This is a genomic window from Microcoleus sp. B4-D4 (genome assembly GCF_036705185.1).
Lineage (GTDB): Bacteria > Cyanobacteriota > Cyanobacteriia > Cyanobacteriales > Microcoleaceae > Microcoleus.
The window spans coordinates 1-20,194 of the sequence record NZ_JAUBTX010000049.1; the positions used below are offsets into that span (position 1 = coordinate 1).

The 20,194-nt window shown below is 45.1% G+C and carries 13 protein-coding genes; 9 read left to right on the top strand and 4 right to left on the bottom strand.

What is annotated here, in order from left to right; genetic code table 11:
• Positions 1-130: 130 nt before the first annotated feature.
• The gene (locus QUB13_RS25240; RefSeq protein ID WP_333386401.1) at positions 131-1,105 is read right to left on the bottom strand and encodes a VOC family protein; all 975 of its coding nucleotides are present in this window, start codon (positions 1,103-1,105) and stop codon (positions 131-133) included.
• A 288-nt stretch (positions 1,106-1,393) separates the two neighbouring features.
• Here QUB13_RS25240 and QUB13_RS25245 point away from each other — a divergent pair, with 288 nt between their 5' ends.
• The gene (locus QUB13_RS25245) at positions 1,394-2,458 is read left to right on the top strand and encodes an aldo/keto reductase (protein ID WP_333386404.1); all 1,065 of its coding nucleotides are present in this window, start codon (positions 1,394-1,396) and stop codon (positions 2,456-2,458) included.
• Positions 2,459-2,858: 400 nt separating this feature from the next.
• Here the strand turns inward: QUB13_RS25245 and QUB13_RS25250 are convergent, their stop codons facing one another.
• Complete coding sequence (locus QUB13_RS25250) at positions 2,859-3,674, bottom strand: cobyrinic acid a,c-diamide synthase (RefSeq protein ID WP_194010787.1); 816 nt, start codon at positions 3,672-3,674, stop codon at positions 2,859-2,861.
• A 319-nt stretch (positions 3,675-3,993) separates the two neighbouring features.
• On the opposite strand from QUB13_RS25250, the gene QUB13_RS25255 reads away from it, so the two are divergent.
• Together QUB13_RS25255 and QUB13_RS25260 are read left to right on the top strand one after the other, a co-directional pair.
• Positions 3,994-4,308 carry a Mo-dependent nitrogenase C-terminal domain-containing protein gene (locus QUB13_RS25255; protein ID WP_333088871.1) on the top strand — a complete coding sequence of 105 codons (315 nt, stop codon included), beginning with the start codon at positions 3,994-3,996 and terminating at the stop codon, positions 4,306-4,308.
• A 390-nt stretch (positions 4,309-4,698) separates the two neighbouring features.
• Positions 4,699-5,562, top strand: coding sequence for an Npun_R2479 family HD domain-containing metalloprotein (locus QUB13_RS25260; protein WP_333088870.1), 864 nt, complete (start codon positions 4,699-4,701; stop codon positions 5,560-5,562).
• A 158-nt stretch (positions 5,563-5,720) separates the two neighbouring features.
• Here the strand turns inward: QUB13_RS25260 and QUB13_RS25265 are convergent, their stop codons facing one another.
• Entirely contained in the window at positions 5,721-5,855 is a 135-nt protein-coding gene (locus QUB13_RS25265; RefSeq protein WP_333386408.1) for a hypothetical protein, read from the bottom strand.
• Between the two features lie 327 nt (positions 5,856-6,182).
• On the opposite strand from QUB13_RS25265, the gene QUB13_RS25270 reads away from it, so the two are divergent.
• On the top strand, positions 6,183-8,108 hold the full coding sequence (locus QUB13_RS25270; protein ID WP_333088868.1) for an alpha-amylase family glycosyl hydrolase: 1,926 nt from the start codon (positions 6,183-6,185) through the stop codon (positions 8,106-8,108).
• A 125-nt stretch (positions 8,109-8,233) separates the two neighbouring features.
• On the opposite strand, the gene QUB13_RS25275 is transcribed toward QUB13_RS25270, so the two are convergent.
• Positions 8,234-9,286, bottom strand: coding sequence for a glycosyltransferase family 4 protein (locus tag QUB13_RS25275; RefSeq protein WP_333386411.1), 1,053 nt, complete (start codon positions 9,284-9,286; stop codon positions 8,234-8,236).
• Positions 9,287-9,694: 408 nt separating this feature from the next.
• Between QUB13_RS25275 and QUB13_RS25280 the strand changes: the two genes are divergently transcribed.
• The 5 genes from QUB13_RS25280 to QUB13_RS25300 all read left to right on the top strand — a co-directional run bounded on the left by QUB13_RS25280 (position 9,695) and on the right by QUB13_RS25300 (position 20,186).
• On the top strand, positions 9,695-10,543 hold the full coding sequence (locus QUB13_RS25280; RefSeq protein WP_333386415.1) for a 3'(2'),5'-bisphosphate nucleotidase CysQ family protein: 849 nt from the start codon (positions 9,695-9,697) through the stop codon (positions 10,541-10,543).
• A gap of 232 nt (positions 10,544-10,775) precedes the next feature.
• A complete protein-coding gene (locus QUB13_RS25285; protein ID WP_194065996.1) occupies positions 10,776-11,456 on the top strand; it encodes a Crp/Fnr family transcriptional regulator in 681 nt (226 codons plus the stop codon).
• A complete protein-coding gene (locus QUB13_RS25290) occupies positions 11,453-13,402 on the top strand; it encodes a M61 family metallopeptidase (RefSeq protein WP_333386418.1) in 1,950 nt (649 codons plus the stop codon). Before QUB13_RS25285 ends, QUB13_RS25290 begins: the two co-directional genes overlap by 4 nt.
• A gap of 163 nt (positions 13,403-13,565) precedes the next feature.
• The gene (locus tag QUB13_RS25295; protein WP_333386421.1) at positions 13,566-14,039 is read left to right on the top strand and encodes a tellurite resistance TerB family protein; all 474 of its coding nucleotides are present in this window, start codon (positions 13,566-13,568) and stop codon (positions 14,037-14,039) included.
• A gap of 255 nt (positions 14,040-14,294) precedes the next feature.
• A complete protein-coding gene (locus tag QUB13_RS25300; protein ID WP_333386424.1) occupies positions 14,295-20,186 on the top strand; it encodes an AAA family ATPase in 5,892 nt (1,963 codons plus the stop codon).
• The last annotated feature ends 8 nt before the right edge of the window (positions 20,187-20,194 follow it).

Here is a 20,194-nt window from a genome sequence, read left to right on the forward strand (position 1 = left end):
TCTTTTTTTACACTATTATTGTATGAAATACTTTACCATAAAAACGAACAAAGTACACAGCCTAGGCAGAGCCTCCGGATCTGCATTACCAGGCAGAGCCTGGTAACGAGAAAACAGTTAACAGTTAACATCATTCCGGTTCAACCGGAATTGATGTCAGTAAGATTGCGTGTCCGTCAGGATCTTTGACGAGGCAACTTTGGCGGGAAAAACTGGAATTATTTCCAAATTGCACGATCTGCGGCGAGATTAACTCAACTTTATTTTGTCGCAACTTTTCCAATAGTCGATCTAGATCGTTAACAATTAGTTGGACTTGCATATGAGCAATATCGCAACTTTTCCAATTCCTCGGTATGGGGCGGCCTTTTGGAGTAACTAAATAGTCTAACAGTTCAATTCCTAAACCGCCTTGAATCGGCCGAAGTGCGGTGATTTTGACTTTAGCTTCTGGCAAATTATCGAGGCGAACTTGGGTTTCGCCTTGGTTGAGGCTGCCTCCCTTAATTTGCATTCCCAGTAAGTCGCGGTAAAAGTGGAGACTTTGTTCTGTGTTGCTAATCGCGATCGCGCTGTGATCGATTCCTAAAAAGCAGCGATCGCTCTTTTGATGCCATTTTTCTTGTCCTTTGTCCTCCGGGAACCAAATTAGCTCTAAATTGTGGCCGTCAATGTCTTTAAATTTAAAAGCTCGCACGCCAGCAGCTTCTTGATTTTCCGGCGGTATTGTTTGGGGTGCAGTGGAGATGGGGACAATGGGAAAAGAGCGCAGGTGTGCAAAGGCGCGATCGATGTCACTGACTGCAATTGCCAAATGTTGAAACCACAAGTCATTACTTTGGGAATCTTTGGGAATGGGTTTTCCCTCAACATTCAGATATTCCATCAACTCAATTTGTTCATCTCCAAGCTGCAAAGTAACAATGCGGATTTTTGCCCCCTCAACACCTTCGAGCTCGCTGTAATTTTGCCCTTCAACCGTAATATCCGAAACAAATTCAAAGGAGAGTGCTTTGGTATAAAACTCCTGGGAGCGATCGGCATTTGTGACGGTCAATCCAATGGCTCGAATTTTCTGCACTTGTAGAAGAGAAGGGTTATTCATAAACTAGGGAGTGCTTTATCTAAATTCTCAGCAGCGCCGAAGATTGCAGCCCGATGCGAAAAAAATTGGGGAAATTTTCCTCATACCTCGCCGCTCGACTCCGCTTGTTTTGCCTGAACTTTTAATTATTTGAGACAGCCTAGCATTTTAAACATAACAATAGCAGTACGTCCTTGGAAAGATGCGATCGCCCTGCCGCCTTCCTAGGATTGTAAAAGTTAAAAGCTTGCAGTCCACAGATTGTCTGGTAGAGAGTGAGTTCTAGTATTTAAAAAAAAGGAGAGATTTGTGGGTATTAGCAGACGCGAATTGTTGAAGGTAACTTCTGCTTCGAGTTTAGTTGCAGCAGGAATGGCAGCTTCAGAAGGTTTTTTTAAACCCCTATACGCTCAAGATGAACCGCCCCAAGTATACGCTCGAAGTGAAGCGGCCCGAGCTCAAAGTTTGAGCGGCGAGATGAGTTACAGGACACTGGGAGGCACAGGAGAGCGAGTGTCTGCAATTGGCTTAGGCGGACACCATATCGGACGGCTTCGAGAGGAGCAAGAAAGTATTAAGCTGATTCGCAGTGCGATCGATCGCGGCATCAATTTCATGGACAACTCCTGGGACTATCACAACGGACGCAGCCATCGATGGATGGGGCAAGCGCTCAAGGACGGCTACCGGCAAAAAGTTTTTCTGATGACCAAGATCGACGGCCGCACCAAGGGCGCTGCTATGATGCAAATTGACGACTCGCTGAAGGCATTGCAGACCGATTACATCGACCTGATGCAGCATCACGAAGTTATTCGCATGGAAGACCCGGATCGCATCTTTGCCCCCGGTGGAGCAATGGAGGCTGTGGTGGAAGCGCAGAAAGCTGGCAAGATTCGATACATCGGGTTTACCGGACACAAAGATCCTTTGGTTCACCTGCGAATGCTGGAACTTGCCGCTCAACACAATTTCCGTTTCGACACGGTACAGATGCCGCTCAACGTGATGGACGGCCATTTCAGAAGTTTTGAGAAACAAGTTTTGCCCGTGCTGGTGCAGAACAAAATCGGCGTATTGGGGATGAAATCGATGGGCGACTCCTACGTTCTTAGAAGCAACACTGTTACGCCGATCGAATGTCTGCACTATGCGATGAATCTGCCGACTTCTGTGGTGATTACTGGGATCGATACCATGCAGCTTCTCGATCAAGCATTTGAGGCAGCCCGCACGTTTAAGCCGATGGATGCAGCACAAGTGGCGGCGATGCTCGATCGCACTCGCTCTGCGGCGGCAAAAGGTCAATACGAACTGTATAAAACCAGCAGTCAATTTGACAGTACCGCCATGAATCCATCCTGGCTGGGATAAGCGCTTTTGTATCGATCTGCAGAGGAAGTATCCAGCGCATCTGCATTTTGCTTTGTACCGTGCGAGCTCTTGACGTTCTCGCACGGTACAAAATACTGGCTCTTCGGGGACGCTAGCCCTGTAAAAAAAATGCTTTTTGCATAGAGTGTCAATAAAATTGAGACTCGGCTATATGTCGGGCGAGCAATGCACAGCTTATACCAAATCCGGGTAACATACCCCCTTTACGCTTGAACCGGGAAGATGCTTATAGCGCGAAGAGAAGAGGAAAGAGAAGAGTCAGAAGATAAAGGGGATGGCAAACTCGGATTTGGTATTATTGTGTACACTCAATAGACGAATTCTCAAAAGCCAGTAAGCTAGCCGGCAAAATGCCCGATTCACAATTAATGGAACAAGTCTAATGAATAAATTGCAAGTCAGTAGGAAATCTTTCTTCTTCCGGTTCTGGATCGTAAATGTAGTCGCAGTCAAACTGGAAAGCTTGAGAGTGGCGGCTGATCGAAAATCCGCATTGAGTCACCATTTCTGTAGTAAAACTGGCCATGACTAACTCAATGAGTTTTCTGTAAGAAATGTTGGGCTGTTGAACGTAATATGTGCGTCTGGCAAAAAATATTCTCTCATCTTTCGGTACAATTATGCCATTAATTCTGTGGGCGTGTTGAATCGGCTTGATGTAACTTTCAATAAACTGCGACTGACTTTTTTGCAGTCTGGCTAATCTTTCATGTTGCAACCAGCTCATTTGAAACACAATTTTAATAAACTCAAAACCCAAAATGTAGTTAAAAACATTATTGCGTTCTTCTGTGCTCAAGACAAAGCGGAGCGCGGATTCTAAATATTGATCGGTTTCTCGGCGCGCTTGTTGAGCTGAGTGGATGTAAAATTGTTTGATGTAGCTTCTCAAATCAGATTCGTTCAATTCTTTTTTGACTTGGAATCTGATTAAATACTCTTTGACTCGGTGGAGAGTATCGACATCTTCAAACATTTTTGAGACTAAGCCGTCGGCTGTATAGTCATCTAAAAATTCTGCTTGCAAGTCTGGAGTAGTGGCGCACAAGATGTAGGAAAGGGACAAAACGTAGCGCCGCTGGTTCCAAGGTAAACTTTCGGCCCAAGCTTTAACTTCTACAGGGAGTTTTTCCAGCACGGTATTTGTGTGGGGGCGTTGAAAAAGGTCGGCATTTTTATCATTTTGTTGAATCATTGCCTGAAACCTTCTGTTAGTAAATTGAGCAGGTAATGTTTCGCAGGCAAATAGTAGGGTAAGGCAGATGCAGGGAGTTAGAAAATATCATAATTTTTTTGCTCTATGTGATGCTACACGGCTTAAAGAGTGCACCCAGTGATCTGTCTCACATTTTTGCGGACTTAGAATCACGACTATGAACTTAATATATCACATTTTAGGGCGTTTGGTATCACACGAAAAACTTATTCACGTCACTGTCGTAACGGCGGGTTTGATTGATGATTGAAAAGAGTGATTCAGAGCTTTTTGTTGGTAATAACTACTGAGGTCAATCATGAATTCGACTACAAGTATTTTTCCTAAAAATCGGTGTCAATACTTAAGTTTTGGCAAGTTTCTCGTCCAACCAGCGCGACGGTGGCTGGATGGCATTGCAGTGGGCGATCGGCAAGTAGCTCGGTGGTTGTGCCAACTTATACCCTCACAGTGTCCTTTTGAGAGAGATATCAAGCTATGGGGACACCATCTTTTCCACATACCCCCGATGTGCAAACTCAATCCGGTATATGAAGAATTAGTGGGGTTGCGTTTTCGCTCTCTCTCGTTTTTGGCTGACGTATGCGGGGAAGATGTAACGCGGTACTGCTGATTGAGGGTTGTTATACCTCGATCGCCCGTCGAGATCGATTGTTTACTGGGTGCATCGCTCTGCTAGTTGCGAGATTCCAAATTTAAGTCATTATATTTGATAATATGAGTGAATGCCTCTAGATAGGAGCGGGCATTCATTGTGGCAGATAAGTAAAAAATCAGACAAATTTTTAATTATGCCACAGTAGTTCTAGGGTGCGTCACACGCTCAAAAAATCTTGAAATGCGATCGGCTGTTTCGAGGGTGCCGCGCACCTGATACACAGGGTGGAAAACAAAAATTATTGTGTAGCATTAATTTTGACAAATACTAAAATATCAAACGGTAGCATCAAAAAAAATAAGTAAAGAAATAATTTAACAAGCTATTTTGCTCAAGCAAGTGAATATGTTTAACGCAACTGAACTGCTGATTAATACTTTTGTAAATCGGCTAATTGAAGGCTACCGCCACACCTACGGCGGGTTTAAATCTGACTATGGCGAGATTATTGGTTGGGTAGCCGATATGGCTTTACAAAATATTGCGAATAGCGATGCTCTTTACCACAATGTAGAACACACTATTTTAGTGACATTGGTAGGACAAGAAATTTTGCGAGGCAAGCACATCCGTGAGGGTGGTGTTTGCTGCGAATATTGGCTGCATTTCCACATTGCTTTGCTGTGCCACGATATCGGATACGTCAAGGGCGTTTGCCAGCAAGATAGAACAGATATGGGACTTTATGCGACGGGCATAGGCGACTTTAAATTAACACTACCTCGGGGGGCGACGGATGCGAGTTTGACCCCTTATCATGTCGATCGCGCAAAAATGTTTATTGAAGAGCGTTTTGGAGGTCACAGACTGATTGATGCCGAGGAAGTTAAGCGGAATATTGAGTTAACTCGTTTCCCGGTTCCAGCAGGGGAAGATCATCAAAATACTGCGAATTATCCGGGTTTGCTGCGGGCGGCGGATTTAATCGGTCAGTTGAGCGATCCGCGATATTTGCAAAAGGTTGCTGCGCTGTTTTACGAGTTTGAGGAGACTGGTCAAAATCAGGTGTTGGGATATCGCAATCCGGGGGATTTGCGGGACGGGTATCCTAAGTTTTATTGGAATGTGGTGTATAGGTATGTCAAAGATGCGATCGGCTATTTGGAACTGACGCAGCAGGGGAAACAAATTGTCGCTAATCTTAATGCAAATGTGTTTCGGGTGGAGCATTCTGAAGTGGAAGTTGAGGAAGTGGCTGTAGTTCGTTGATTCCCGATAGTTGCGAGAAAGCAATCTCAATAAAAATGTATAATTCGCGATCGAATTCAGCAATCCTGTTGATATTGCAGCGCCAAATTTGCGATGAGTTCGACCATTGCGCGAACCCTCGGCATTTCCGCGAGAATTTCCGCGAGAATTTCGCTCCATTACCACTGTCCGTTAGGATTGAGTTCGATCAAATAAACCGTGTCGTCCTCGTCGCAAATGATGTCGAACGCACCAAAATTTAAACCAAATTCGTCAAGCATTTGATGGAGTTTGTTGAAAAAGTCGATCGGCATTTAAATCGAATATAGAGGCGGGATCTTCGGCCCACCCCACAAAAATCTCAAAAAAGAAGATATCCAAAATTTGCGGAAGGGATAAAAAAAGGGGGAAAAGTCCGTAAAGCGCAGCTATCGGCCAGGAAATTGCACAACTACCATCAAACTTTGAGGACTGAAGTCCTCAATACAAACCTATAGACGACTCCACCATCTGTCTTTAGACAGATTTTATTCAACCAGTAAATTCCGTATGATGCAGTAAAAGTTAGTCAGATGAGAAGGCTATCTCCGACTCTAGCTCCGAATAACTGACCAATCTTACTAAATCAAAAAATATTTCTCATGACACCAGTCACTCCCACTCAAACTTCCTCTCAATACGAAACTACCAAACCCGAAGAAAAAATTGAGTCTCTGGTAGCAGAAGTTCAACCAGAAAGCGAACTCGATTTAGAATTCCTCTACACCAGAGACATTGAATTTCGCCAAGAAACAATTTATTTCATTGTAGTCGATCGCTTTCATGACGGCGATCCAGAAAATAACGAAGGCCCAAATCCCGAACTGTACGATCCCGAAGGTAAAGACTGGGGAAAATATTGGGGCGGCGATTTGCAGGGAATTATCGACAAACTCGATTACTTAAAAGACATGGGTGTTACCGCACTGTGGTTGACTCCTTTATTTGAGCAAGTAGAAGCATTATTTATCGAACAAGCGGCGATTCACGGCTACTGGATTAAAGATTTTAAACGCCTTAATCCCCGGTTTATTGGTAAAGATGAAAATCCATCTCTCAACCAAACTCAAGAAAATCAGGATACCCTATTTGATAAGTTAATTGCTGAATTGCACAAGCGCAAAATGAAGTTTATACTGGATATTGTCTGCAACCACAGCAACCCAGATTTTAGCGGAAAAAAAGGCGAACTTTACGACGATGGTGTAAAAATAGCTGATTTTAATAATGATAAAAATAACTGGTATCACCACTACGGCGAAGTCAAAAATTGGGAAGATGAATGGCAAGTACAAAACTGCGAACTTTCCGGTTTAGCTACTTTTAATGAAAACAATCCCGAATACCGCAACTATATCAAATCAGCAATCAAACAATGGATAGATCGGGGTGTTGATGCTCTGCGAGTCGATACTGTTAAGCATATGCCCATCTGGTTTTGGCAGGAATTTAACGCTGATATTACAACGCACAGACCGGATGTTTTCATCTTTGGCGAGTGGATTTATAGCGATCCGAGAAACGATTTATCTATCGAATTTGCTAACGAGTCGGGAATGAGTATTTTAGATTTCGGTTTGTGCGTGGCAATTCGGGAGGCGCTGGCCCAGGGTGCTGAAAGTGGATTTCATTTAATCCAAGATGTGCTCGATTTAGATAGCCGCTACTACGGGGCTACTGAGTTGATTACTTTTATTGACAACCACGATATGCCCCGGTTTCAATCGCTGAATCCCGATCCAGAAATGCTGAAGTTGGCTGTTAATTTAATTATGACAACTCGCGGGATTCCCTGCATTTATTACGGTACAGAACAGTACCTGCACGACGATACAAATGGTGGCAACGATCCTTACAACCGCCCGATGATGGACAAGTGGGATACTGATTCGCCGATTTACCGAGACATGAGGTTGCTGTCAGGATTGCGGCGGTTGAATCCTGCTATTTCGATGGGCAGTCAGTGGCAAAAATATTTAACTCCTGATGTCTATTGTTACGTGCGGCGCTATCGGGATTCATTAGTATTTGTAGCGATGAATCGAGGTGATTCTGTCACCCTCGAATCTGTTGATACTGAATTGCCTGATGGAGAACATACGGATGTTTTGTCGCGCCGCAAGTTTGAAGTGAAAGATGGGATGTTGCAGGATTTAGAGTTGGGTGCGCGGGAAGTAATTATTTTCAGTCATGTGGGAGAGCGGATAAAGGCAAAAACCATTGTGCGGGCGCAGCTTAACAGCGTTGAAACTCAGCCTGGGGAAAAGGTGGCGGTGATAGGAGATTGTCCTGAATTGGGGAATTGGGATATTAGCAAAGCTTACCCGCTGGAATACATTAATACTAATACTTGGTTTGGGGAGATTCCGTTTGATGAAAGTGCGGGGAAGTTGATTACTTACAAGTATATTTTGCTGCGGGAAGGAGAGTCGCCGCTGCGAGAAAATCTGGTTTGTCGCCGCTGGGTTTTGGCTAGCGAGGGCACTGTGAAATGGCGGGACAAGTGGGTTAGCGGACGGGAATCTTAACTGTTGACTGTTGACTGTTGACAGTCAACAATCATGTTTGAGTGTAACCGGAATTGATATGACTCAATAGAAATCACTTTAACCGACGTTGTGTAGGGTGCACCGAAGAGCACCTTACAGTTTGATTAGAACGATCGCAATTTCTCGACTAAAACATCGACATAATGTTCGCTGTTGTGGTGGTTGACAGCCATTTCGTAGCCGCGCTGCGCTTGAGCTTCTGCTTCTTGAGGATTTTTTAGCAACTGGACGATCGCTTCTTGCAAACCCTTAGCATCCTTCGGATTGACTGCCTTCACAATGCCTGGTAGCGCTAGATAATCCACCAGTCCATGAGTGCGGGTAATGACTACTGGTCGCCGACAGGCCATAGCCTCAAGCATAGACGTAAGTCCAGCGCAAAACTGATTGTCTACAAGACTTACTGCAACTACGTCTGCATCGCGGTAGAGTTGCACCAAATCCGGCCATTCGTAAAATCGGTTGGACATATTTTCCGGCATAGTTTCCGGGAAGGCCTTCGCCACTGCCACTGCATCTTTTGAGAAACTACTAATTTTTACGTCAACGTCTAAATTCTTGGTTGCCTCGGCGAGAATTTTGTAGTCCCGCTTTTCTAATCCGGTACTGACAATAGTCTGACGGCGCTTTTGCGGTGAGGTAGAACCGGGTGTAAAAAACTTTATATCCGTCTGTTCCGGGAGCATACAGACGCGAGTTTCAGGTAGTCCCACGTACTCACACAGAAAATTATACTGAAGACGGGCATTAGTTATGCACAGGTCAATCCGGTTGGCTAAGCCAAACAACTTCAATGCCACACGCCCGCGAGGCCGATCGATATTGTGGAAATATACAACAATTTTGGGGCGATCTGGTTTAGCGCCGCACAGCACCGCCACTGGAATGCCAATGTCCTCGCCCGTACAATATATGACGTCGCCGCTGCTGACTTGCTCCGACAATTTGCGCGCGGCTGCCCAATGTTCGGGTTTAGAAGAAATTTTCGATCGCAGTTTGTCGAGGGAGGATATCGCTTCGCCGTCGGGAGCGTGGACTGTGGCATTTAAGCGGTCTCTCAGAGCCCGCAGGACGTGTCTGGGGCATTTTCCGAGTTGGGCATCGCGGTCAATGCCATCGAGGTCTATTTTGCGACCTAACGCTAAATGGTATTTCAAAATATTCTCCTTATAATGCTGGTGCTGGCACGAATTAACTTAACCTCAGAAGATTCTATCCTAGGAGATTGCGAGGAGAATCCTGTCTGGGGCTGGTACAGCAACTGCCCGATCGACCTCGCAAACGGGGTTGCAAGGACACCCGCGATCAAATCCTGTACGAGTCAAAAACAGTGACAAGCGAATTTCAAAGGTGGTACCCGCCACGTACTCGATCCGTGGAATCAATCCGTCGAATCAATCGGGAGCATCTAAAATCTCAAATCCTCAAGCTCCCGAATTTATCCGTGGAATCAATCCAAAATCTAAAATCTAAAATCTCAAATCGAATGACAGAGGTCGATCGATCGATTCAAATGAACTAAGATTTTATCCTGAAAGTTAGCTAAAACATTTATTTTAAACCTCATGTATATTTCTCCAGAACAAGACCAAAAAATTCGCTACACCATGCGCCAGTGCGGTCAGGAAGCTTACAAGCTGGCGGCGCAACCTTTTGAAGTTTGCCAGAAAGGCCCGGACGACTACGTGACGAGTATCGATCGCTACTTAGACGGACAATTATCGGCAGCATTTAACGCTTTGTTTCCTGAAGACGGCACGATCGCAGAGGAAAACATCGCCTCCAGAGCAGCTTACTCGGCCAATTACCAGCGGCTGTGGTGTATCGATCCGATCGACGGGACGGAGGGATTTATTCAGGGAAAACAGCACTACGCCGTGATGGTGGGACTGCTGGTTGAGGCCGAACCAGTGGCCGGTTGGATCTATGCCCCGGCTTTTGACAAAATGTATTTTGGGGGCAAAGATTGGGGATTGTTCCAAAGTGTCGGAGTCGAAGCGCCGCAGCCGATCGCCCCGTGCAAGCCGGAGGCTCCGACACCAGAAAACTGTAAAATTATTCTCGGAGACAAAGACCAAAAAAACTACGGCGGGGCGATCGCCCAAAGCATCCCCGGTGCCGAATTTTACTCGCTCGGCAGTTTTGGCTTAAAAGTGATGGAAGTCATACAAGGTCGAGCCGGTTTGTACCTGTATTTCAACGGCAGAGTTAAAGTGTGGGATACCGCCGGCCCCCTGGCTTTAGCAAAAGCCGCCGGATTGGTTTGTTGCGACTTGCAAGGTCAACCGCTGAGGTGGACTAAAGACGCGATCGATCCGGAGTCCCTGGCTCACACACAGTCGATCGCGATCGGCTGGCCCGACTACATAGAATCTCTGTTGGGCAAAGTTCAAAAGGCACTGACACTTTTGTAAACCTGTTTAAAATTAAAGAATCTGCCAATTTTAAGTGAAGCGGGCCTCTGTACCCTTATCATCAATTAGATAAGCTGCCAGAAGCAAGTTTCACTGTGTCTGAGATGTCGGTCTCGTTCACTTTGTGCCAATCTTATCGTAGCAGCAACAAATTGTTGGTTTTCTCTAACAGCGATCGTTCCCTAGCTGTTCGCTGTGGCTCAATCATATTTCCCACCTCCCGCGAGTTTGCATGAAGACAGAAGCTTTCAGTGAGCTGTTCCCCCTATTTAAGGGTGCTAACCCAGAAACCTTGGGAGGGCTGCTATCCAATGCCGTCAAACATGAGTATCCCCCAGGCCGAGCTGTAGTCATGGAGGATTCTTGGGGCAACGCTATTTACTTTGTCGTGTCCGGCTGGGTAAAAGTCCGGCGACTCTCAAACGATCGAGCTGTATCGATGGCTATTTTAGGACGGGGTGCTTTCTTCGGCGAAATGGCGATTCTTGACGAATCTCCGCGATCGAATGACGTACTTGCTCTATCGCCCGTGCGGCTGATCAGCGTCACGGCCCAGCGATTTATCCAAACCCTGTTTAAAGATCCGCAACTGCACCACCGGATGCTGCAATTGATGGTGCGGCGGCTCCGCCAAACCAATCTGCGCTCTCAACTCCGCAACCGCCAACCAGCGGTTAAACTAGCAAATACTATAGTCGAGCTGGCAGAAAACTACGGTCAAAAAACTGCTGAAGGCAAAGATATCTTTAACATCCCCTATCAAGACTTAGCTGATGTGACAGATATCACCTTAGATGAAACCAGCAAAATTATGGAAAAACTCGATAGTAAAGGCTGGCTCAAAGTCGATCCAGAGCGCCAAACTATCCATTTGATCAACCTCAAGCACTTGATTAATTTGGCAAGTCAATGACTGATGTTACTTCTTTGGATATCTCCTCCGCTGCCGGCAACTCGATCGCGCAGCGAACAGCACCGACAATTCAATATTGGGTGGCGATGCCCAATCCCGAATCCCACCTGTTTGAAGTGACTTTGCGCGTGCAAGGTTGGTCGCAGCCGGTGCTGGATTTAAAAATGCCTGTCTGGACTCCCGGTTCTTACTTGATTCGAGAGTACGCCCGCCACCTGCAAGATTTTCGAGCGCGATCCTCTTCGGAATCTTCGCTAACGGGCGATTCCCTGCGGGATAGCTCTGCTTCACGAAATTTACCTTGGCGCAAGCAAAGCAAAAATCATTGGCAAATCGAGACAAATTCAGTTTCAGATGTCACGGTTTGCTACCGGATTTTTGCCAACGAACTGACAGTGCGAACCAATCATTTAGACTCGACTCACGGTTATTTCAATCCAGCAGCTTTGTGCTTTTTCTTGCCCGGTTTTGAGCGCAACTCCTACATCGTGACCGCTGTACCGCCGCAGCCCCAATGGCGCACAGTGACTACTTTGCCTCCTGTTTCCGGGCAGGATATGACTTTTGCTGCTGCCGATTTTGATACCCTGGCCGACAGTCCTTTTGAGATTGGCTGTCACGAAGCTTACGATTTTGAAGTGATGGGAAAAACCCACCAGCTAGTGGTTTGGGGGAAAGGCAATTTAGAATTGGATCGGGCGATTAAAGATATTAAAAAAGTCATTGAAGTTGAGGCCGAAATGTTTGGCGGTTTGCCTTACGAACGGTATGTGTTTTTGCTGCATTTGTCCGGCTCCGGTTTTGGTGGCTTGGAACACAAGGAAAGCTGCACTCTCAACTATCCGCGTTTTGGTTTTCGGGCTAAGGAAAAGTACGAACGCTTTATTCAATTGGTGGCTCACGAGTTTTTTCACCTCTGGAATGTCAAGCGAATTAGACCGAAAGCTCTCGAAGTATTTGACTATGAACAAGAAAATTATACTCCTTCTTTATGGTTTTCTGAAGGCACGACCAGTTATTACGATTTGGTGATTCCTTTTCGTTCTGGTCTCTACAATGTGAAAGGTTTTTTCCAAAATTTATCGAAGGAAATTACTCGCTTGGAGACGACTCCGGGGCGGAAGGTGCAGCCGGCAAGCGAATCGAGCTGGGATGCTTGGATTAAACTTTATCGCAGAGATGCTAATAGCGACAATTCGCAGATTTCCTATTATTTGAAAGGGGAACTTGTTTCGTTTTTGCTTGATTTGTTGATTCGAGCCAAACACGGTAACGCCCGATCGCTCGATGATGTGATGCGTTTGATGTGGCAGCAGTTTGGTAAGGGTGGTTCTGCTGAAAATGAAGATTTTGACCTGAAGCCGCCAACAGAGGCCGAGCCGGGGCAGATAACATCAAACGGACAGTTAAATTATGATGCGCGACCGACAGAAATCGGCTTTACTCCCGAACAGTTGCAAAGGGCGATCGAGTCCGTCGCCGATCTGGATTTGAACGACTTTTTTGCGCGGTATGTAGACGGCACAGAAGAACTGCCTTACAACAAATATCTCGAACCTTTCGGGCTGCAAATTTCGGTAGATGAAACCAACCAAATTCCTCGCACCGGTTGGACGCTGGGATCGGAAAACGGGCGGGAAATGATTAAATTTGTCGAAGCAGAATCTCCGGCGCAGTTGGCCGGAATTGACGCTGGGGACGAGTTGCTGGCGATCGCGGGTTTTCGGGTAGCAAACGCAGAACAAGCGGGCGAAAGGCTAAAAGATTACCAGCCTGGTGACACCTTAGAGGTGACAGTGTTTCACCAAGACGAACTGCGGACTTGTTCTGTTACTCTCGCCCGGCCGCGCCCCGGTCGTTACTCGATCGTACCGGTGGAAAAGCCCACTGCTATTCAGAAACAAAACTTTACTGGATGGCTGGGAGTTCCTCTATCAAAATTGTGACATCATAGTTAGTAGTCAGTTGTTATTTGGCAGTTGGCAGTTAGCAGTTGGCAGTTGGCAGTTGGGCGTTGCCATTAGCTAATAACAAATAACAAATAACAAATAAAAACTAACAAATAACAACTAACAACTAACAACTAATAACAAATTACCAATTTAAATTATGCAAACCCCACAACCTCCATCAATTACGCCCCGCCAAATGAACCTGCTGAGAATAGTTGCTTCAATGGCCTGGGCTGACGGCGAACTCGCCACAGCAGAAGTTAATTTAATGCTCGATCGCTTTTGCAGTTTGTTTGCCCCAGATACCGACGGACAACAAATGCAACAAGAACTGCGGGATTACATCATGCAAAATATTCCCCTTGACGAGTTGATTTGCCAACTAGAAACTCAAGATGAAAGGGAATTAGTCTTGCAACTCGGCTATGAAGTGATTTCCTCTAGTTCTCGCACTCCCGACGAACCAAAAATTAACGCAGAAGAAGCCGCAGCTTATCAAAAATTACTGCAGTTGCTGAATCTTCCAGAGGATGCGGTGAAGCGTATTGAAGCTGAAGCATCAGCGGCAGATAATTCCGAGGGAATTGTAGAGAAGATGGCTCAGAAATTAGAAGATTTCATCAAAGGCTAGATCGACGAAACCATCGGCGGTTGAAACCGCGCCAGCAGTCAAAATTGCGTGCACTTGCCTGCAGGTTCGCAAAAATAATGGAATTTCAACCGTCCAGTCTTTTTCAACCCGCTATCGCAGGATTTTGTTTGTATAAACCTGGTTTAAATAGGTAGTCTTTTAATCTTTTTATCTCGGTAATTTGTCTCTGTTTTTTGTATTCAGCATGGTGAACTCTAGAATTAGAAACCAATATACTGACAGGAATCAAAAATTATGCTGCCAGCTTTAAGGATTTCTGACTATGACTTGCAAGAACTCATCCATCAAGGAACTAACACGGTTATTTATCGGGCGGTGTCGCTGAAAAACCGACAGCCTGCCATCCTCAAAGTTTTAAATACAGAATATCCTACCCTAGAACAAATAACTCGCTTAAAACACGAATATCAGATCGCCGTAAATCTCGATTGCCAGTATACCGTCAAAGTCGATCGCCTAGAAACTCACCCGAATTGCTTGGTATTAGTCTTAGAAGATTTTGGCGGCATCTCCCTCGAACAGTGGATAGCAAGGGCCCAGAATGCAGCCAGCAGCACAAATGTTACCGCAGCAGCAACCGCACTTTACCAATTGCCGATCGCCCAATTCTTAAACATCGCCATCCAATTAGCAAAAGCTTTAGTATTCCTGCATCAAAATCACATTATTCATAAAGACATCAAGCCAGCTAATATTATTATAAACTCCGCAACAATGCAAGTAAAAATTGCAGATTTTAGCATTGCTTCGCGGTTAAACAAAGAAACGCCAAACTTAACAAATCCCGATCGCCTAGAAGGAACCGTCGCCTATATGTCGCCGGAACAAACCGGGCGGATGAATCGCGCTGTAGACTACCGCAGCGACTTCTACTCTCTAGGTGTCACCTTTTACGAATTGCTGACAGGAAAATTGCCATTTGACAGCAAAGATCCGCTGGAATTAGTCCACTGTCACATTGCCAAACAACCAATTCCCCTTCAACAATTAAATCCGCAAATTCCCCCAGTTTTGACCCAAATTGCGGAAAAACTGATGGCAAAAAATGCCGAAGACAGGTATCAAACAGCAACCGGATTGTTAGCAGATTTAGAACGCTGCCAAAATCAAGTCGAGGATTCAGGGAAAATTTCTAATTTTATTCCCGGACAACTAGATGCCATGAGTCAGTTGTTAATTCCGCAAAAACTTTACGGGCGAGAAAAACAAATAGCACAATTATTGCAAGCCTTCGATCGCGCCAGCAAAGGCAGCGGTGAAATTGTCTTGGTAGGTGGCTATTCCGGGATTGGCAAATCAGCATTAGTCCACGAAATTCTGCGTAATTTAACCAGGCAGCGCGGATACTTGGTTTCGGGCAAATTTGACCAATTCAAGCGCAATGTTCCCTATGCTTGTTTCAATCAAGCCCTGCGGAATTTGGTGCAGCAGATTTTGACTGAAAGCCAAGCTCAAATTGAGTTGTGGCGAGAAAAATTGCTGCGAGTTTTGGATGCGAATGCTCGAATTGCGATCGAAGCCATCCCCGAATTAAAGTTAATTTTAGGCCCGCAACCAGACGTAGCAGAACTCGGGGCGATCGAATCTCAAAACCGCTTCAACCGAGTGATGCAGCAGTTACTTCAAGCAATTGCCACCGCCGAACATCCCTTAGTAATGTTTCTCGACGACTGCCAGTGGATAGATGCTGCAACAGTCAATTTATATCAACAAAATGGCCTCGCAAAAATTCCTTACTTGCTAGTAATTGTGGCTTATCGGGATAACGAAGTCGGTTCGACGCATCCATTTATGCTAGCAAATGAGGCAATTCGAGCCGCTGGCATTCCGATAACAGCTATTACTTTAGAACCGCTAACAATTGACAGCGCCATTCAACTAATTGCTGAAACTTTGAGATGTGCTGCTGAAACAGCGAGTCCGCTGGCGAATTTTCTCGTGCAAAAAACTGACGGAAATCCATTTTTTCTCAAACAATTGGTGAAATATTTGCATCAAAAAGGCTGGTTGAGATTTGACCAGCAGGCTGCCCAGTGGCAGTGGGACATTAAATATATTGAAGGGCAGGATATCTCGGAAAACGTTGTTGATTTGATGGTGAATAAAATTAAAACTTTGTCAACTGCAACCCAGCGAATTTTGCAATTAGCGGCTTGTACAGACAATCAGTTTAGTTTGGATGTGCTGTCGGTGGCTAGCGGACAATCTTGGACTCAAACAGCGCAGGATTTGTGGGAAGCGTTGCAGGTGGGCTTGATTTTACCTGTAGGTAATAGCTATCGGATTCCGCAAGTATTTGAGCCGGAAGAGTTGGAAAAGTTGGGGATAGCGGCTGGAGATGTGTGCTACAAATTTATGCACGATCGCGTTCAACAAGCTGCTTATGCTATGATTCCTGACGCACAGAAAGAACCTGTTCATTTGGCGATCGGGCGTTTGTTGTTGCACAGAAGTACCGCAGCCCAACGGCAAGAACGAATTTTTGATATTGTCAATCATTTGAATTTTGCTGGCGGGTTGATTTGCGAGTTGAGCGAAAAGTATGAATTAGCTGAGTTAAATTGGCAGGCTGGCAAAACTGCGAAAGCTGCTTCTGCGTTTGAAACGGCGCTGAGTTTTTTCCAGTCGGGCTGCAACTGTTTGCCGGCACAAAGCTGGGAAGATAATTATGCGTTAACTTGGGCGCTGTATTTTGAATTGGGCGAAGCTGAATATTTGAATGGGAAAAATGACGAAGCTTTGGCAATTCTAGACTTTATTTTGCCTCATACTCAGACATTGTTAGAACGGTGTCGGATTAATGAGTTGAAAATGACTTGTCTGCGGATGAAAAATGATTTGCCTGCGGCTTATCAGTTAGGTATCGAAACGCTACAATTGTTGGGAATTGAGTTTGAAGCTGACCCGGATGATGGGTATTTGCTGCGGGAGTTGGCAAAGACAAAGGAGATGATTGGGGGTTCGATCGCCAATTTAGCCGATTTACCAACACTCACCGATCCCCTGCAACTCGCCGCCCACCGGATTTTGAAAGAACTTTACCCCATTGCTTACTTTACCAGTCCCAACGCTCAATTTTTGTGCGCGATCGAGTTGGTGCAGGCGACAATCGAACACGGAAATTGCCGGATTTCCGCCTTTGGCTACATTGTGTATGCCTTTACTTTGATTGTTAAATATGGCGAAATTGAGGCTGGTTTGGCAGCAGGAGAACTGGGTTTAACTCTCTACGAACGCTGGGATGCTAAAGAGTTAAGTGCTTATATTTTCTTGCTGTGGGGGGCTTGTTTGCACTACATCAAACATATTGATGAGTCCAAGGTTTTTGTCCTCAAAGCTTTTAATAGCGGTTTAGAGACAGGTGCTTATCAGTGGTCGGGATATGCTGCGATTAATTGTCTTTGGTTCAGCTTTTACGGCAATGAATCGCTGCAAAAAACCACCGCAGTTATTGAGGAATTTTTACCGATTTTGCAAAAAATTGACCGCAATATGCTAGCATTTTTTATGCTCAATAAATCGGCAATTGCTCGGCTTACTCGTGCTGCCGAGAGTGTAGAAAACCCCCTAACTTTCATCGACGAAGAGTCGCTATTAGAATTTGCTGAAGCCTCGGCAGATTTGATGACTTCTTTTATGGTTTATCTCTACAGACTAACCGTGGCGAATTGGTTTGGCGAGGTCGATCGAGCATTAGAATATGCCAATATGGGTGTTAAATTTTTGGCAGGTGCTGCGGGCGTTTTTCTGAGTCCGGTTTTTTGCTTCCACCGGGCTATAGCCCTTGCTGCTGCTTGTACAAATGCCAGCGAGGGCGATCGCCAACTATACCTAGAACAGCTTAACATTTGCCTGGAAGAACTTCTAGAGTTTGCGAAAAACTGCCCTGCAAATTACCAGCACAAATATTTAGCCATCCGGGCGGAAGCGGGGCGGTTGTCGGGACAAAAGTATGAGGCGGCAGAATGCTACGATAGTGCGATCGCCCTCGCAATAGAAAACGGCTTCATTCAAGATGCCGCACTCGTTAATGAATTAGCTGCCCGATTTTATTTATCCCAAAATCGGCTGATTTTCGTCAAAAATTATCTCAGCAATGCCAGAGTTTGCTACATCCAGTGGGGCGCAACAGCGAAAGTCCGCCAACTCGAACAATACTATGGGAATTTATTTCCTGAAACTGTCGAGTCGCGGATCGGTGCAACTGTAACTACGAGTACATCTAGTCATGCTAATCTCTTGGATTTAGCAACGGTAATCAAATCCTCTGGGGCAATTTATAGTGAAATTGTTTTAGAAAAGTTGTTAAAAAAACTGCTGCAAATCATCTTAGAAAATGCTGGCGCACAGAAAGGCTGTATTATTTTAGAAAGAGACGGGCAACTGTTTGTTGAAGTCTCGGATACTAACCTGCATGACTCAGCAACCTTTCAGGAGTCAATGCTGCTTGAAAACAGTTCAGATGTTCCTATTTCTCTAGTCAAGTATGTTGGGATAACTCAGCAACCACTGGTATTGAGCGATGCAAGTCAAGAAACAATTTACCAAGCGGATAGTTACATTCAAAATTGCCAACCAAAATCGATTTTATGCGCGCCTATTTTGTATCAAACCAAGTTGATTGGCGTTGTGTATTTAGAGAATAATCTGGCAACAGGAGCATTTACGCGCGATCGCCTGGAACTGTTGCAGTTATTAACGTCACAAGCGGCGATCGCCATTGAAAACGCCCGCATCTACGCCAGGGAACAACACAAATCCCGCGAGTTGGCTGAATCTCTCGAAAGCCTGCAACAGTCCCAAGTCGAACTTATCCAAAAAGAACAGGAGTACCGCAGCATATTTGAGGCAGTAGTAGACGGACTTTCGCTGATAGATTTGCAGACTGGTAAAGTCATTGCAGCTAACCCCGCACTCAGTCAAATATTTGGCTATTCTGAGCAAGAGTTTTTGCAGTTAAATCCGCCAGATTATATTCTTCCAGAGTATGTGAATTCATTCGTCGAATTCCAACAAACTGTCAGCCGAGGCGAAGAATTTACCTGTCAAGCTATCATACGGAGAAAAGACGGTACGCTGTGCGATATTGAGCTAAAAGGAAACTTTTTAGAATACGGTGGCAAACCCCACGGCTTGGCGATTAATCGGGATATTAGCGATCGCAAGCGCGCCGAAAAAGCTCTGCAAACATCGGAAGATCAATTGAGACAAAAAGCTGAAGATTTAGAAGCAACACTCGTTCAATTGCAACAAGCTCAAGCACAATTAATTCAAACAGAAAAAATCTCGCAACTCGGACAACTCGTGGCTGGAGTGGCGCACGAAGTGAACAATCCCGTCAGCTTTATTTCTGGCAATTTGCATCATGCCAAAGAATATGTTAGCGATTTAATAAATTTACTCCAAATTTATCAAGACAACTTTCCCGAGCCAGGGCCACAAGTTTTAGATGAAATAGAAGCGATTGAATTAGAATATTTAGTAGAAGATTTGCCGAAGATGATTGACTCGATGAGATTGGGAACGGATCGTATTGGCGATATCATGCAATCTTTGCGAAATTATTCGCGTAGCGATGGGATTGAGAAAAAACCGGCCAATCTTCATGAAGGAATTGATACCACATTAATGATTTTAGCACATCGGTTGAAAGCATCTGGCGATCGCCCTGCCATTAAAATCATCAAAAATTACGGGGAATTGCCTCAAATAGAATGCTATCCGGGGCAACTAAATCAGGTATTTATGAATTTGCTAGCCAACGCGATCGATGCTCTGGAAGAATCTAATGTTGGTAAAACCTACAAAGAGATTGAGAGCAACCCGAATACGATTACAATTTCGACCTCTGTTGCCAACTTGAGCGAAAAACAGATCAATTCTACCGTCAACATTCGGATAGCTGACAATGGAATTGGAATGCCAGAAAATATCAAAGAAAAATTGTTTACGCCATTCTTTACAACGAAAGCAGAAGGCAAAGGAACCGGATTTGGACTACCAATTTCTCACGATATAGTCACCCAAAAACACGGCGGAACGTTAGAATGTTGTTCACTACCGGGAATGGGAACAGAATTTGCGATCGCCCTTCCGGTGCACAGCATTCCTATCAAGGAGAATTAGCGACTTAG